The organism is Neobacillus niacini, from assembly GCF_030817695.1.
In the GTDB taxonomy this organism is placed as follows: domain Bacteria; phylum Bacillota; class Bacilli; order Bacillales; family Cytobacillaceae; genus Neobacillus; species Neobacillus niacini_F.
The window spans coordinates 307501-322021 of the sequence record NZ_JAUSZQ010000002.1; the positions used below are offsets into that span (position 1 = coordinate 307501).

Genomic DNA, 14521 nt, shown 5'->3' on the forward strand with positions numbered 1-14521 from the left:
ACTGCATTATCCTTAGAAAGGAGGTGATCCAGCCGCACCTTCCGATACGGCTACCTTGTTACGACTTCACCCCAATCATCTGTCCCACCTTAGGCGGCTGGCTCCTTGCGGTTACCCCACCGACTTCGGGTGTTACAAACTCTCGTGGTGTGACGGGCGGTGTGTACAAGGCCCGGGAACGTATTCACCGCGGCATGCTGATCCGCGATTACTAGCGATTCCGGCTTCATGTAGGCGAGTTGCAGCCTACAATCCGAACTGAGAATGGTTTTATGGGATTGGCTAAACCTCGCGGTCTTGCAGCCCTTTGTACCATCCATTGTAGCACGTGTGTAGCCCAGGTCATAAGGGGCATGATGATTTGACGTCATCCCCACCTTCCTCCGGTTTGTCACCGGCAGTCTCCTTAGAGTGCCCAACTGAATGCTGGCAACTAAGAACAAGGGTTGCGCTCGTTGCGGGACTTAACCCAACATCTCACGACACGAGCTGACGACAACCATGCACCACCTGTCACTCTGTCCCCCGAAGGGGAAAGTCCTATCTCTAGGAGTGTCAGAGGATGTCAAGACCTGGTAAGGTTCTTCGCGTTGCTTCGAATTAAACCACATGCTCCACCGCTTGTGCGGGCCCCCGTCAATTCCTTTGAGTTTCAGCCTTGCGGCCGTACTCCCCAGGCGGAGTGCTTAATGCGTTAGCTGCAGCACTAAAGGGCGGAAACCCTCTAACACTTAGCACTCATCGTTTACGGCGTGGACTACCAGGGTATCTAATCCTGTTTGCTCCCCACGCTTTCGCGCCTCAGCGTCAGTTACAGACCAGAAAGCCGCCTTCGCCACTGGTGTTCCTCCACATCTCTACGCATTTCACCGCTACACGTGGAATTCCGCTTTCCTCTTCTGTACTCAAGTCCCCCAGTTTCCAATGACCCTCCACGGTTGAGCCGTGGGCTTTCACATCAGACTTAAAGGACCGCCTGCGCGCGCTTTACGCCCAATAATTCCGGACAACGCTTGCCACCTACGTATTACCGCGGCTGCTGGCACGTAGTTAGCCGTGGCTTTCTGGTTAGGTACCGTCAAGGTACCGGCAGTTACTCCGATACTTGTTCTTCCCTAACAACAGAGCTTTACGACCCGAAGGCCTTCATCGCTCACGCGGCGTTGCTCCGTCAGACTTTCGTCCATTGCGGAAGATTCCCTACTGCTGCCTCCCGTAGGAGTCTGGGCCGTGTCTCAGTCCCAGTGTGGCCGATCACCCTCTCAGGTCGGCTACGCATCGTCGCCTTGGTGAGCCGTTACCTCACCAACTAGCTAATGCGCCGCGGGCCCATCTGTAAGTGTCAGCGTAAACCGACTTTCAACTTTTCCTCATGAGAGGAAAAGGATTATCCGGTATTAGCTCCGGTTTCCCGAAGTTATCCCAGTCTTACAGGCAGGTTGCCCACGTGTTACTCACCCGTCCGCCGCTAACCAAAAGGTGCAAGCACCTTAAGATTCGCTCGACTTGCATGTATTAGGCACGCCGCCAGCGTTCGTCCTGAGCCAGGATCAAACTCTCCAAGAAAGTTGATATAGCTCATTTGTTACGTTGGCTTAGCTTTTATAAAAAGCTAAAAAATTGTTTGTTGACGTTCTTGTTTGTTTAGTTTTCAAAGAGCAATTAATCATATCGCTCAAAAGCGACTTTATTATCTTACCAAGTTACTAACTATATGTCAATAACTTTTTAAAAACTTTTTTAAAAAACCTCGTTGTCTCGCAACAACAGATATTAATATACCATCTTTGCCGAATGAGTGCAATAGCTTTTCCAATATATTTATCAAATATACTAAAATAATAATTTTCAAATTACTCTTCATTAAAAGCAACAAAGCACCAGTAACCTGGTGCTTCTGCCTATTTTATATTAACGATGGCGCATTAATGGGAATAATAATACGTCACGAATTGATGGAGAATTAGTAAGCAGCATGACAAGACGATCTATACCGATTCCTAATCCACCTGTAGGAGGCATACCATATTCCAATGCCTCTACAAAGTCTTCGTCCATTTCATGAGCTTCATCGTTACCCTGCTCACGCTCTTTTAATTGTGCTTCAAAGCGTTCTCTCTGGTCAATTGGATCATTTAACTCCGTAAATGCATTTGCATGTTCACGCGCAACAATAAATAATTCGAAGCGGTCTGTAAACCTTGGATCTTCTTCGTTTTTCTTAGCAAGTGGAGAAATCTCAACTGGATGTCCATAAATAAAAGTTGGCTGTATTAACTTTTCTTCAACCTTTTGCTCGAAGAATTCATTAACAATATGACCATAAAGCATATGATCAGTAATTTCTACTCCATGTTCCTTCGCATACGTGCGGGCTTCTTCCACACTCATTTGTTTCCAGAAGTCTACTCCAGTATATTCCTTTATTGCGTCTACCATATGGATTCTTTTCCACTCTGGTTTGAGGTTGACTTCATATTCTCCGTATTGGACAGTAGTTGTACCTAATACTTCTTGTGCAATGTGTGCAATTAGATTTTCAGTTAGACTCATAATGTCCTGATAATCCGCATATGCCTCATATAGCTCAATCATCGTAAACTCCGGATTATGACGTGTAGAAACACCTTCATTACGGAATACACGACCAATTTCATATACCTTTTCAAGTCCGCCAACGATTAAACGCTTTAAATGGAGTTCAATCGCAATACGCATGTATAATTCCATATCAAGTGCATTATGGTGGGTTATAAACGGACGTGCAGATGCACCACCAGCGATAGAGTGCATCATCGGAGTTTCAACCTCAAGATAGCCATTGTCATCAAGATAACGGCGCATAGCTTGTATAATTTTACTGCGTGTAATAAAGGTCTCTCTGCTTTCTTGACTGACAATTAAATCTAAGTAACGCTGACGATACCGCTGCTCTACATCTTTAAGTCCATGAAATTTATCTGGTAACGGTCGGAGCGCCTTAGTTAAGAACGTATAGTTTTGAACCTTAACGGATAATTCTCCAACCTTCGTTTTAAATAAAGTTCCTGTTACACCGATGATATCTCCTAAATCAGATGAATCAAATACTTCATAAGCTTCGGCACCAATTGCATCGACTCTAACATATACCTGAATTTGTCCAGTGAGATCTTGGATATTAGCAAAACCTGCTTTACCTTTTCCGCGCTTAGTCATCATCCGGCCTGCAAGAGTGACTTCAACATTTTTTGCCTCTAGTTCTTCCTTCTCTAACTCTCCATACTGTTCTACTAATTCAATGATATTATGAGTACGTTCAAAGCGTTTCCCAAATGGGTCTAGTCCATTTTCACGCATCGTATTCATTTTTTCCCGTCTGACCCTCAGCTGGTCATTTAATTCTTCTTGACTCATGCTTAATCAACTCCAATTACTTCTTTTTATGTAAACTTAGGTTTAATCCATAAATAGTTCACTTTTATGCATACTTTATTATTTTACACAATAACCACAATTCAGACATCAAAATATAAAAGAAAACTGCCAGTTATTTCACTGGCAGTGCTCATTAATCAAGGATATTATAGAAAAGCTTGTTGTTAAAGTCAAATTTAGCCTACTATTACTTGACTTTCCTTTTCTTCTACTTCTGCTGCTAAACCATTTAATACTCCTGTTAATTCATCACGAGTATTACATTCGTTAATCGCATTTCTCACGTTTGCATTTCCTCGAACACCTTTTAAATACCAAGCAGCATGCTTACGCATTTCACGTACAGCAATATCTTCATTCTTCAGGGCAATCAAGCGGTCAAGATGAAGGATACATACATCCATTTTTTCACGAACTGTTGGTTCGTCCATCAATTTTCCTGTCTCCAGGTATTGTACAGTACGGTAAATCATCCATGGGTTTCCTAAGGCGGCTCTTCCGATCATTACACCATCGACACCTGTTTCATCGATCATTCTTTTAGCATCCTGCGGCGTTTGAACATCACCATTACCGATCAATGGGATATTTATAGATTGCTTTACTTCTCTTATAATGTCCCAGTTTGCTATTCCTTCATACATTTGAACGCGTGTACGTCCATGAAGTGCAACAGCTTTGCCGCCAGCTCTTTCTACTGCCTGAGCATTCTTAACAGCAAAAATATGTTCATCGTCCCAACCCATGCGCATTTTAACCGTTACAGGTTTACCCACTGCATCTACAACCGCAGCAACCATTTCGTAGATTTTATCAGGATCTAACAGCCATTTCGCTCCTGCGTCACATTTTGTAATTTTCGGAACAGGACACCCCATGTTGATATCAATAATATCTGCATTTGTGTTTTTATCTACAAATTGTGCTGCTTCCACCAGTGTTTTCTTTTCGCCGCCGAAAATTTGCAGGCTAAGTGGTTTTTCGCGTTCGTCGATATAAAGCATATTCATCGTTTTTTTCATTTTTAAGTACGATTCCTTTGTCACTGACCATTTCCGCACATACTAAACCAGCTCCGAACTCTTTAACTGTTAAACGGAAGGCAGAGTTACATACACCAGCCATTGGTGCTAAAACGACTTGATTTTTCAATTCAATGTCGCCGATTTTCAACATACAATCATACCTCCCTATTCGTTTGGTGATAGTTCTTCTATGGTTATATTTAAGGTTTGGCCAATTTTCTTAAGCAACTCACCTGTAGGCATACGGTTGCCTCTTTCGATCTCACCTATAATTGATACTGATACACCAAGCTCCTTCGAGAAGCTCTCCTGTGTGTAGCCCTTTAGTTTCCGATAGGCTCGAATACGTCTTCCCCATTTTTCCGCTTCCATATTCGGACTCCTTCTTTGTTAGCTAATTCTTTGATCCATGCTTTAAGTGGTTTTCCTATATTTGGAACAATTACATCAGGTTTAATCTCCATTAATGGAATCATGACAAAATTACGCTCTAGCATCCTTGGATGCGGAATAATAAGTTTCTCTGATTTTATATTTTCTTGATTATAAAGAAGAATGTCAAGGTCAATCGTTCTCGGCCCCCACACAATTTCCCTTTTTCTACCAAGTTCTAATTCAACTTTCAAACAAAAATCTAATAATTCAAGGGCACCCATGTCCGTCTGAATCTCGATCACCATATTTAAAAATAAATCTTGATCCTCGTAGCCGACAGGATCTGTTTCGTAGACTGAGGAGTAACTTACAAGTTGAATTTTTGGATGATTTCCAAGGTGTTCAATCGCTTTCGATAAATAATCATACCTGTTTTCAATATTAGATCCAAGGGCAATAAATGCTGTATTTTCCATATTTATCTTCTCCTCGTTATTTCTACTGCCACGGACCGATAGTGACCAGGGATTGGGGGATCAGGTTTGATTACCTTTATTGTTACTTCAGAAACAAGAGTAAATTGCTTCAAAACACTTTCCGCAATTTTTTCTGCAACCGCTTCAACAAGCTTATAAGGTTTTCCTTCCACAACTTCTTTACACACCTGATATAACTCTCCATAGTTTACCGAATACTTCAGTTCATCACTTTCGCCGGCTTTTCTTAAATCAACATGGACCATTAAATCTACGGCAAAACGCTGTCCAAGTCTCGTTTCCTCAGGGAAAACACCATGATAGCCGTAAAATTCCATTTGATTAACGAATATTTTATCCATGGTTGACACCTTTGCCCATTAGAATATCCATCATTTTTGCCATTCTGCTCATTTCTTTGACATCATGTATACGAATGATTTGACAACCCTTTTGGATACCAAAACATACCGTTGCCCCTGTCCCTTCCATTCTTTCCTCTACCGGAAGATTTAAGGCTTGTCCGATCATTGACTTTTTCGATGTTCCTAAAAGGACTGGATAGCCGAGCGCGGTGAGCGTATCTAAGTTCTGCATCATTAAAATATTCTCATTCAATTCCTTAGCAAAACCAATACCTGGGTCTAGAATAATCTTGTCGTCTCTAACCCCAGCTTGCTTTACAAGGTTAATACTTTCGTAAAGGTCATTTACCACATCTCTTATAAAAAAGGAGTAGTTTCGGTCATGTCGATTATGCATAAGTATAATAGGAACATTGTATTTTGCAGCAACAGCCGCCATTTTGTCATCTGCTTTTGCTCCCCAAATATCATTAATGATATGGGCACCAGCCTCAATCGCTCGCTCCGCAACCTTTGCTTTATATGTATCGATGGAGATAGGAACATTTACGTGCTTAGAGATGGCTTCTATGACTGGAACAACTCGGTCAATTTCTTCATCTTCAGAAATAACGGTATATCCTGGTCGTGTCGACTCACCGCCAATATCAATGATGTCAGCTCCATTTTCAACCATGACCTTTGCATGCTCTATAGCCTGTTCAATATTGTTATATTTGCCCCCATCTGAGAAAGAATCAGGAGTTGCATTTAAAATTCCCATAATATAGGTTTTTTTATTGAAATCCAAATCATATGGTCCGCATTTAATGCTGTAATCTCCAGATATATGCATATTTAAAACCTCCACAAAATTTGTTTACTTCTTTATATCATACAAGAAGATTGTTTTTTAAAGCAAAAAAAGAGGTTACAGCTATACGCTATAACCTCTTTCGTGTTATGAATTAGCCTTCATATTGGTAAAGAGGTGTACTTAAGTAACGTTCTCCATTATCAGGAATAATCGCAAGTACCTTTTTACCTTTTCCAAGTTTCTTAGCAACCTCTAAAGCGGCATGGATAGCTGCCCCTGAAGAAATTCCACCAAGGATTCCTTCTTCTTTTGCTGCTCTGCGTGAAGCTGCAAAAGCTTCTTCAGCTTGAACTTGAATTACTTCATCATATACTTCTGTATTTAAAACTGCAGGAACAAAACCTGCTCCAATTCCTTGAATCTTGTGTGGACCTGGATTACCGCCGGATAATACCGGTGAATCAGTAGGCTCTACCGCGTAAATTTTTACATTTGGGAACTTCTCACGAAGAACTTCACCTGCACCAGTGATTGTTCCACCAGTACCGATACCTGAAACAAATGCGTCAAGTTGATCCATTTGTTCGACAATTTCCTTACCAGTAGTTTTACGGTGTACTTCAGGATTTGCTTCATTTTCGAACTGCTGCGGTACGAAATATCCATTTTCTTCTGCAAGTGCATTTGCTTTTGCAATTGCGCCTTTCATTCCTTCAGGTCCTGGAGTAAGTACTAGTTCTGCTCCGTATGCACGAAGTAAGTTTCTTCTTTCTAAACTCATTGTTTCAGGCATAACAAAGATGGCTTTGTATCCTTTTGCTGCTGCAATCATAGCTAAACCAATACCTGTATTTCCACTTGTAGGCTCAATAATCGTATCGACACCAGGCTTAATTAAACCTTTTTCTTCCGCTGCTTCAATCATTGCTAAAGCAATACGGTCTTTTACACTACTGCCAGGGTTGAAATATTCAAGCTTTAAATAAACCTCAGCACTGTTTTCATCTACTAATCTGTTTAATTTAACAATAGGAGTTTGACCAACTAATTCTGCAACTGAATTTGCTACACGTACCATTAGAGCACCTCTTTCTTAATTCCGAGTAATTTTATTGGTATTATAATAAATTTATCAGCTTTCCACTAGTTTTGTCAACCATTTTGCAGTACAAAATTCCCAAATTTATCAATAAGCATTATTCTAAATTTAAAATAAAAACACAGAAATGATTCTGTGCTTCCTCTTAGTTTGCTGACGTTTTCCCATAGAACCATTCTACCTTCGCTTCTTCCCAAAAGGTTGTGGCAGACGTTGAATTTTTCATTTGTTCCAGAGCAATTTCGCGGCGAATTTGTTGTTTAACATCTTCATAGGCATACTTTTTTCCCTTTATTTTTCCTTCAAGCTTAACAATGGCAAACCCCTGTTCTACTTGGATGGGGTCACTCCAGGCACCTTCTTTTAACTTCTTTACCGCTTGTAAATATTCAGAAGGAAAGCGTTCTTCCCCTTCCATTAAATACCCAATATCTCCACCCTCATTAGCAGAGAATTCTTCGATGGAACGTTCCATTGCCAGCGCCGAGAAACTAGAACCTTGCTCGAGTTCCTTGATTGCCTTTTCTGCTTCATCACTTGATTTCACAATGATATGTGATACGTGGTAGGCATCGGGAATGGTAAACAGTGCTTTATTCTCCTCAAAATATTCTTTCATTTCTTTCTCAGATACTTTAACATCTCTTGTCAGAATTTCCTCCTGCAAAAGACTGTTTCGAATATGCTCTTTCCATTTCTTCTCGGTTGTCTTTTTATTTTCACCTGGCGAGCTGTATGTAGTTTGAAGGATTCTGTATTCGCGTTCCACATCTTTTTCCGAAACCTTAATGTTATATTTAGCAGCCATTTCTTTTATGACCCTTTGATCAATCATATCCTTAAGTACATCTTTTCCGTATCTTACCTCTAATTCATTGAGCCATTGTTGCCTTGTAATTTCACTTTTCCCCACTGACGCGACGACTTCTTCACTGATAGCAGTCCCGCTTATCTCCTTCACTTTAGCAAGGAAAAAGATAAGCGTTAGACAATTCAACAGAATAAGCGCTGCAATCACAATCCATAGCTGCTTCCGCCTCAACTGTTCCTCCCCCCGAACTGCTTATTTTGCTTGACTCTTTAATTCCTCAAGCTCTTCCCTTGTGAATAGATACTTTTCATTACAAAAATGGCAGTGTGCTTCAGCCTGTCCATCTTCCGTAATCATATCGTCTATTTCACCTCTGCCTAAACCTACTATTGCATCTGCAAAACGATTCTTTGAGCAGACACACTTAAATTGAACAGGCATTGTCTCTAAGAAATTTACTTGATCCTTCCCAAAGAGTTCTTTCAAGATTTCTTCCGGAGTAAGCCCTTGCTTTACCAATGTTGAAATAGGAGCAATTGTTTTTAAACGTTCCTCTACCTTGGTAATGGTCTCCTCCTTAATTCCTGGCATTAGTTGAAAAATAAATCCGCCTGCTGCAAGGATGGTATCATCAGGATTTACCAGAACACCTACTCCAACTGAGGAAGGCACCTGTTCCGAAGTAGCAAAGTAATATGTGAAGTCTTCACCTAACTCACCAGAGACGATTGGTACTAGACCCGAGAAGAAATCACGAAGTCCGGTATCTTTAACGACCGATAAAGTGCCCTCAGTGCCAACCGCGCGGCGAACATCTAACTTCCCATGCTCATTTGCTTCAAAGTCTACTTGAGGGTTAGATACATACCCTCGAACATCACCCTTGGCATTACTATCTACTAAGATAACGCCAATCGGGCCGCCCCCATCAATTTTAATCGTTAATTTGTCTTCACCCTTCAACATTGCCCCCATCATTACACCAGCTGTCAGGGACCGCCCTAAAGCGGCTGAAGCAGTGCGCCATGTTTGATGGCGCCGCTGAGCTTCTGAAACTATTTCCGTCGAACGGACAGCATACGCTCTAATTTGACCATCATAGGCCAAAGCTTTTACTAAATAATCACTCATTATGTAACTCCTTTCTAGTTGCTATTTCTTATAGTATCCATATTCCTTTTATAGATTAGCTGTAATCCTTTTAAAGTTAAAAATGGATCAACAATATCAATCATTTTTGATTCTTGGGCTATTAAAGAAGATAATCCTCCTGTTGCAATGACTGTAGGTTTTTGTTCGCTTTGTTCAATCATCCTTTTAACAATCCCCTCGACCTGACCAACATATCCATAAACAATTCCTGCCTGCATCGCACTAACGGTATTTTTACCAATTACACCTTCAGGACGCGCTATCTCTATCCTTGGCAGTTTTGCAGCCTTAGAATATAGGGCCTCTGTCGAAATACCAATCCCTGGAGCAATAGCCCCTCCCATATATTGACGCTGTTCATTGATATAACAATAAGTAGTTGCCGTACCAAAATCGACAATAATCAAAGGATCGCCATATTCATGTATGGCAGCAACTGCATTAACAATTCGATCAGCACCTACTTCTCTAGGGTTTTCATACTTGATATTTAGTCCAGTTTTGATCCCTGGCCCAACAACCAATGGAGTAAGTTGAAAGTATTTTTTACACATTCTTTCTAATGCAAACATGATTGGCGGAACAACAGATGAAATGATAATGCCATCAATTTGGGAAAACGAGAGGCCCGAAGCATCAAAAAGGGATTTAATAATCATCCCGAACTCATCTTCTGTTCGGTTTCTGTTCGTTTCTACCCGCCAATGATATTTAAGTTCTTCCCCTTTATATACACCTAAAACAGTATTGGTATTCCCTACATCAAATACGAAAATCAAAAGAATCACTCACTTTTCTGATTTTTCTTGTCACACTGCAAACATCATATCACAATTACTTTTTTTCGTGAAAAAAAAGAGTGCTTTTTGTAAGCACTCTCTTTGAAAAATTACTTGTTGTCCTGCTCAGAATTCTGGCTGGAAGGATCTTCATCCTTTTTCGTATTAATTGTTACTTTCATGTCATCAGACTTTTTCGTATCCACTTTAATACCCTCTAACTCTGAAGCGGACTCAGGCATACGCCCATTTGCAATTAAGTACTCAATTTGTTCTGCATTAAGCGTTTCGACCTCAAGAAGAGTCTTAGCAATCAAATCAAGTTTATCTCTGTTTTCAGTAAGGATGGTTTTAGCTCTTTCATAACATTCCTTAAGAATGCGTTGAATTTCTAAGTCAATTTCAAAGGCAATCGCATCAGAATAGTTTTGCTCATTATGAATATCACGACCTAAGAATACCTGACCGCCTGAAGCTTGACCGAACTGTCCAACTCCCAGCTTGTCACTCATTCCAAATTCAGTAACCATTTTACGAGCAATTCCAGTTGCACGTTGGAAGTCGTTGTGAGCTCCAGTACTTACCTCACCAAAGACAATCTCTTCTGCAACACGTCCACCCAATAAACCAACAATTTTATCTAGTAATTCTGGTTTCGTCATAAAGTAGCGGTCTTCCCTTGGAAGCATTACTGCATAACCACCTGCTTGACCACGAGGGACAATCGTAACTTTATGAACCATATCTGCTTCATTTAGAATTAATCCTATGACTGTATGCCCGCTTTCATGGAAAGCAACAATATTGCGTTCTTTCTTTGAAATAACACGAGTCTTTTTAGCAGGACCGGCAATGACCCTGTCCGTTGCTTCATCAATATCTTCCATGTCGACCTTTTTCTTATTCTGACGCGCTGCCACTAAGGCCGCCTCATTTAATAAGTTTTCTAAGTCAGCACCGGAAAAACCAGGTGTTCTCATAGCGATATTTTTTAAGTTAACGGATTCATCTAACGGTTTGTTCTTTGCATGTACTTTTAGGACTGCTTCACGACCATTTACATCAGGACGGTCAACGGTGATTTGACGATCAAAACGTCCTGGACGTAATAATGCAGGGTCAAGAATATCAGGACGGTTTGTCGCAGCAATAATGATGATTCCTTCATTAGCGCCAAATCCATCCATTTCAACTAGTAATTGATTCAAGGTTTGCTCTCGTTCATCGTGACCGCCGCCTAACCCAGCACCACGCTGACGTCCTACTGCGTCAATCTCATCGATAAAAATGATACACGGAGCATTTTTCTTTGCATTTTCAAATAAATCACGTACACGGGATGCACCGACCCCGACAAACATTTCAACGAAGTCAGATCCGCTAATTGAGAAGAAAGGAACACCAGCTTCACCAGCTACTGCACGTGCCAGTAATGTTTTACCTGTTCCTGGAGGACCTACAAGCAGGACTCCTTTTGGAATACGTGCACCTAGTTCAGCAAACTTTCTAGGGTCTTTTAGGAATTCTACCACTTCGACTAATTCTTGTTTCTCTTCATCTGCACCTGCAACATCCTTGAATCGTGCTTTCTTCTTGTCGTCATTATAAAGCTTCGCTTTACTTTTACCAAAGTTCATCACACGGCTGCCGCCGCCTTGAGCTTGGTTCAATAAGAAGAAGAATAGGATAAAGATGATTACAAATGGGATAATGGAGGTAAAGAATGTTACCCAGCCGCTAGTTTCCTTAGCTGGCATCACTTCTACCTTGGAACCTGCTTCATCAATTCGCTCTAAGATTTTTTCACTATTTGGAACGTACGTTAAAAAGGCCTTACCGTCTTTTACCCCTTTTTCAAACTGCCCCCGAACTTCGAAAACACCACGTTCAGGCTGCATAGAAAATGAATCCACTTCATTCTTTTCTAAATGGTCAACAAACTCATTGTAGGAAATGTTATCCGTAGGTTCGTTGCTGCCATTAAAGAAGCTTACCACGCCAATAATGACTAAAAATATCAATAAATAAAAGATGGTATTACGGAAAATCCGATTCATCTCTTACCTCCTCCCGCGATAAAAACTTTTTTAGATAGTATCATAGAAAATCATTCCAATTCTTAAATTACTGTTTTTAACTGGGTATTGCATTGTTGACAAATGACACCTGCAATAGCCTTTTTAGTTTTCACTTAAAGATTATCGCTATATACTTCCGGTTTTAAAACACCAATATATGGAAGATTTCGGTATTTTTCGATATAATCTAATCCGTATCCAACCACAAATTCATCTGGAACAATAAAACCTACATAATCTGCCTGAATTGAACTCTTCCTTCCTGTTGGTTTGTCAAGTAAGGTAACAATTTTGATTGATTTTGCTTTCCGGTAACGGAATAAATCAACAAGATAGCTTAGGGTTAAGCCGCTATCGATAATATCCTCAATAATCAGAATGTCTCTTCCTTCCACTGAAGTATCTAAATCCTTTAGAATTTTTACTTCTCCAGAAGATACCATGGCAGTACCATAGCTGGATACATCCATAAAATCCATTTCCAAGTAACAATCCATCCGTTTTAGTAAATCAGCCATAAATGGCATAGCACCCTTTAAGACGCCGATTGCAAGTGGAAAGCGATCCTGATACTCTTCAGTTAATTGAGCCCCTAATTCCTTGATTTTTCCCTGAATTTCTTCTTCAGTAAATAAAACCTTTTCAATATCCTGTTTCATAATAATAGTGCCTCCTAGAAGAATCATTACTTATGATATGTGAGTAGTATATACTGACTTGTTGAATGATTAATGCCTTCAAAAGCTGATTTTTTTATTCCAGGAAGCCAAAGAATACACCCATTTTTGTCAGTAATTACAGGCCAAGCATCACGATCCTGAAGAGGAATTTTGCTATCGATAAAAATATCTTTTAGCTTTTTTGTTCCAGACATTCCTTTCAGGTTCATGCGATCCCCCATTTTTCTCGTACGAATCTGAATGGGCAATTTAATCTTGTCAGCAGGAAATAATGCATAATATCCTGTTATTTCAATGTTTTCCTTATCATCAAGAACATCCATTTTTATACTTGCCCCAGTAGGTAATTCTATTACTCCCGGTTCCATCATTTCGAAAAAAATACGTGTGTGATTCACTTCCTTCAAACTGGAAGGAGAGTAGTGAATACGATCGAATGACTTTTAAGCCGTTGGGAAAATCAAGTGTTCCTGAAGGATGTTGATGTCGAATTAAAGATAGAACGTGATCAATATGTAAAGCAGAAAGTGACACTGGTATTACTTTGTAAAGATAGTTTAATATTAGTTGAATCCCTCTTCTTTGTAAAGAAATTGGCATTTCTAAAAATGGAATTATGTCAATGGCAATTTTATTCTTTTCTCTCTTTTTCATTACTTTATTCATTCTTTGGACAGTTAATTCCTGAAGAAGTGCTTCATCACTTTGTAGTTCTTCACTAAAACGTTGAAAATGTTCGTGAACATGTTGATTTTCTGCTTTTAAAAAGGGAAGAACCTCTTTTCGAAAGCGATTCCTGCTATAAGTGCTTTTTTTATTACTAGGGTCAATTCTTGGCACCAAATTTTGCTTTAGACAATATTCCACAAGTTCTACCTTTGTTAAGGATAAGAATGGACGAAAAATATATCCATTTCCGAAAGGCCTGGTGAACGGAATACCTGCTCTCGCCGCACTGGAGCTTCCCCTTGTAAGCCGCATTAATATGGTCTCAACCTGGTCATCTCCATGGTGACCAAGGGCTAAATAGTTATAACCATATTTATTCATTACTTTTTCAAAGAACTCATATCTTGCCTGCCTCGATGCGACCTGCGAGTTTTTCTTTGTGTTCTTAATAATCTCAGGTACATTTATTCGTGCCATTTCAAATGGAATACCTTTTTGTTCACAATAATCTTTCACGAATAAAGCATCTTCAAATGACTCTTGACCACGAAACATATGATCAACGTGCGCTGCAACAATGGAGAGATTTTTTCTTTCCCTTTGCCCCCATAAATAGTGAAGCAATGCCAGTGAATCTGGACCGCCCGAAACGCCAACCACCACTTTTTTATTTTCAATTTCAAATGAAAGGCGATCCAACAGTGCTGTTACCTTTGCTTCTACCATTCTGCATTCTTCCTTAAAAAGTTTCTTTAATCATTTTTTTGAATATCCCTAGCTTACCACTTTTATGACAAAA

General features: G+C 40.2%; 13 protein-coding genes, 1 rRNA gene and 1 pseudogene. All 15 read right to left on the reverse strand.

What is annotated here, in order from left to right; translation table 11 throughout:
- Positions 1-16 precede the first annotated feature (16 nt).
- Positions 17-1566, reverse strand: a 16S ribosomal RNA gene (locus tag QFZ28_RS01785).
- A 345-nt stretch (positions 1567-1911) separates the two neighbouring features.
- Complete coding sequence (gene lysS / locus QFZ28_RS01790; RefSeq protein ID WP_307193085.1) at positions 1912-3396, reverse strand: lysine--tRNA ligase; 1485 nt, start codon at positions 3394-3396, stop codon at positions 1912-1914.
- Between the two features lie 197 nt (positions 3397-3593).
- A pseudogene (gene dusB, locus QFZ28_RS01795) lies at positions 3594-4593 on the reverse strand (tRNA dihydrouridine synthase DusB).
- 14 nt (positions 4594-4607) lie between these two features.
- Positions 4608-4814, reverse strand: coding sequence for a helix-turn-helix domain-containing protein (locus tag QFZ28_RS01800; RefSeq protein ID WP_179603544.1), 207 nt, complete (start codon positions 4812-4814; stop codon positions 4608-4610).
- The gene (gene folK / locus QFZ28_RS01805) at positions 4766-5293 is read right to left on the reverse strand and encodes a 2-amino-4-hydroxy-6-hydroxymethyldihydropteridine diphosphokinase (RefSeq protein ID WP_307193086.1); all 528 of its coding nucleotides are present in this window, start codon (positions 5291-5293) and stop codon (positions 4766-4768) included. Before folK ends, QFZ28_RS01800 begins: the two co-directional genes overlap by 49 nt.
- A 2-nt stretch (positions 5294-5295) precedes the next feature.
- Entirely contained in the window at positions 5296-5655 is a 360-nt protein-coding gene (gene folB, locus QFZ28_RS01810; RefSeq protein WP_307193087.1) for a dihydroneopterin aldolase, read from the reverse strand.
- Positions 5648-6493: a dihydropteroate synthase gene (gene folP / locus QFZ28_RS01815; protein WP_307193088.1), complete on the reverse strand. Its 846-nt coding sequence runs from the start codon at positions 6491-6493 to the stop codon at positions 5648-5650. The genes folB and folP overlap by 8 nt, the downstream gene beginning before the upstream one ends.
- 112 nt (positions 6494-6605) lie before the next feature.
- On the reverse strand, positions 6606-7532 hold the full coding sequence (gene cysK / locus QFZ28_RS01820; RefSeq protein ID WP_307193089.1) for a cysteine synthase A: 927 nt from the start codon (positions 7530-7532) through the stop codon (positions 6606-6608).
- Between the two features lie 166 nt (positions 7533-7698).
- The gene (locus QFZ28_RS01825; protein ID WP_307193090.1) at positions 7699-8595 is read right to left on the reverse strand and encodes a peptidyl-prolyl cis-trans isomerase; all 897 of its coding nucleotides are present in this window, start codon (positions 8593-8595) and stop codon (positions 7699-7701) included.
- A gap of 21 nt (positions 8596-8616) precedes the next feature.
- Entirely contained in the window at positions 8617-9495 is an 879-nt protein-coding gene (gene hslO, locus QFZ28_RS01830; RefSeq protein ID WP_307193091.1) for an Hsp33 family molecular chaperone HslO, read from the reverse strand.
- A gap of 14 nt (positions 9496-9509) precedes the next feature.
- Entirely contained in the window at positions 9510-10295 is a 786-nt protein-coding gene (locus QFZ28_RS01835) for a type III pantothenate kinase (protein ID WP_307196921.1), read from the reverse strand.
- Between the two features lie 110 nt (positions 10296-10405).
- Positions 10406-12352 (reverse strand): ATP-dependent zinc metalloprotease FtsH, encoded by a 1947-nt coding sequence (gene ftsH, locus QFZ28_RS01840; protein ID WP_307193092.1) that lies wholly within the window; start codon positions 12350-12352, stop codon positions 10406-10408.
- A gap of 134 nt (positions 12353-12486) precedes the next feature.
- Positions 12487-13032 carry a hypoxanthine phosphoribosyltransferase gene (gene hpt, locus QFZ28_RS01845; RefSeq protein ID WP_307193093.1) on the reverse strand — a complete coding sequence of 182 codons (546 nt, stop codon included), beginning with the start codon at positions 13030-13032 and terminating at the stop codon, positions 12487-12489.
- Between the two features lie 26 nt (positions 13033-13058).
- Positions 13059-13376, reverse strand: a complete 318-nt coding sequence (gene tilS, locus QFZ28_RS01850; protein ID WP_307193094.1) for a tRNA lysidine(34) synthetase TilS — start codon at positions 13374-13376, stop codon at positions 13059-13061.
- Complete coding sequence (tilS, locus tag QFZ28_RS01855; protein WP_307193095.1) at positions 13363-14448, reverse strand: tRNA lysidine(34) synthetase TilS; 1086 nt, start codon at positions 14446-14448, stop codon at positions 13363-13365. The genes tilS (QFZ28_RS01850) and tilS (QFZ28_RS01855) overlap by 14 nt, the downstream gene beginning before the upstream one ends.
- Positions 14449-14521 lie beyond the last annotated feature (73 nt).

Excerpts from the sequence above, each read along its gene's own strand:
- folK (WP_307193086.1), bottom strand. The coding sequence starts at position 5,293 with ATGGAAAATACAGCATTTATTGCCCTTGGATCTAATATTGAAAACAGG.
- lysS (WP_307193085.1), bottom strand. The coding sequence starts at position 3,396 with ATGAGTCAAGAAGAATTAAATGACCAGCTGAGGGTCAGACGGGAAAAA.
- folP (WP_307193088.1), bottom strand. The coding sequence starts at position 6,493 with ATGCATATATCTGGAGATTACAGCATTAAATGCGGACCATATGATTTG.
- cysK (WP_307193089.1), bottom strand. The coding sequence starts at position 7,532 with ATGGTACGTGTAGCAAATTCAGTTGCAGAATTAGTTGGTCAAACTCCT.
- QFZ28_RS01800 (WP_179603544.1), bottom strand. The coding sequence starts at position 4,814 with ATGGAAGCGGAAAAATGGGGAAGACGTATTCGAGCCTATCGGAAACTA.
- tilS (WP_307193095.1), bottom strand. The coding sequence starts at position 14,448 with ATGGTAGAAGCAAAGGTAACAGCACTGTTGGATCGCCTTTCATTTGAA.
- hpt (WP_307193093.1), bottom strand. The coding sequence starts at position 13,032 with ATGAAACAGGATATTGAAAAGGTTTTATTTACTGAAGAAGAAATTCAG.
- folB (WP_307193087.1), bottom strand. The coding sequence starts at position 5,655 with ATGGATAAAATATTCGTTAATCAAATGGAATTTTACGGCTATCATGGT.
- tilS (WP_307193094.1), bottom strand. The coding sequence starts at position 13,376 with ATGGATGTTCTTGATGATAAGGAAAACATTGAAATAACAGGATATTAT.
- ftsH (WP_307193092.1), bottom strand. The coding sequence starts at position 12,352 with ATGAATCGGATTTTCCGTAATACCATCTTTTATTTATTGATATTTTTA.
- hslO (WP_307193091.1), bottom strand. The coding sequence starts at position 9,495 with ATGAGTGATTATTTAGTAAAAGCTTTGGCCTATGATGGTCAAATTAGA.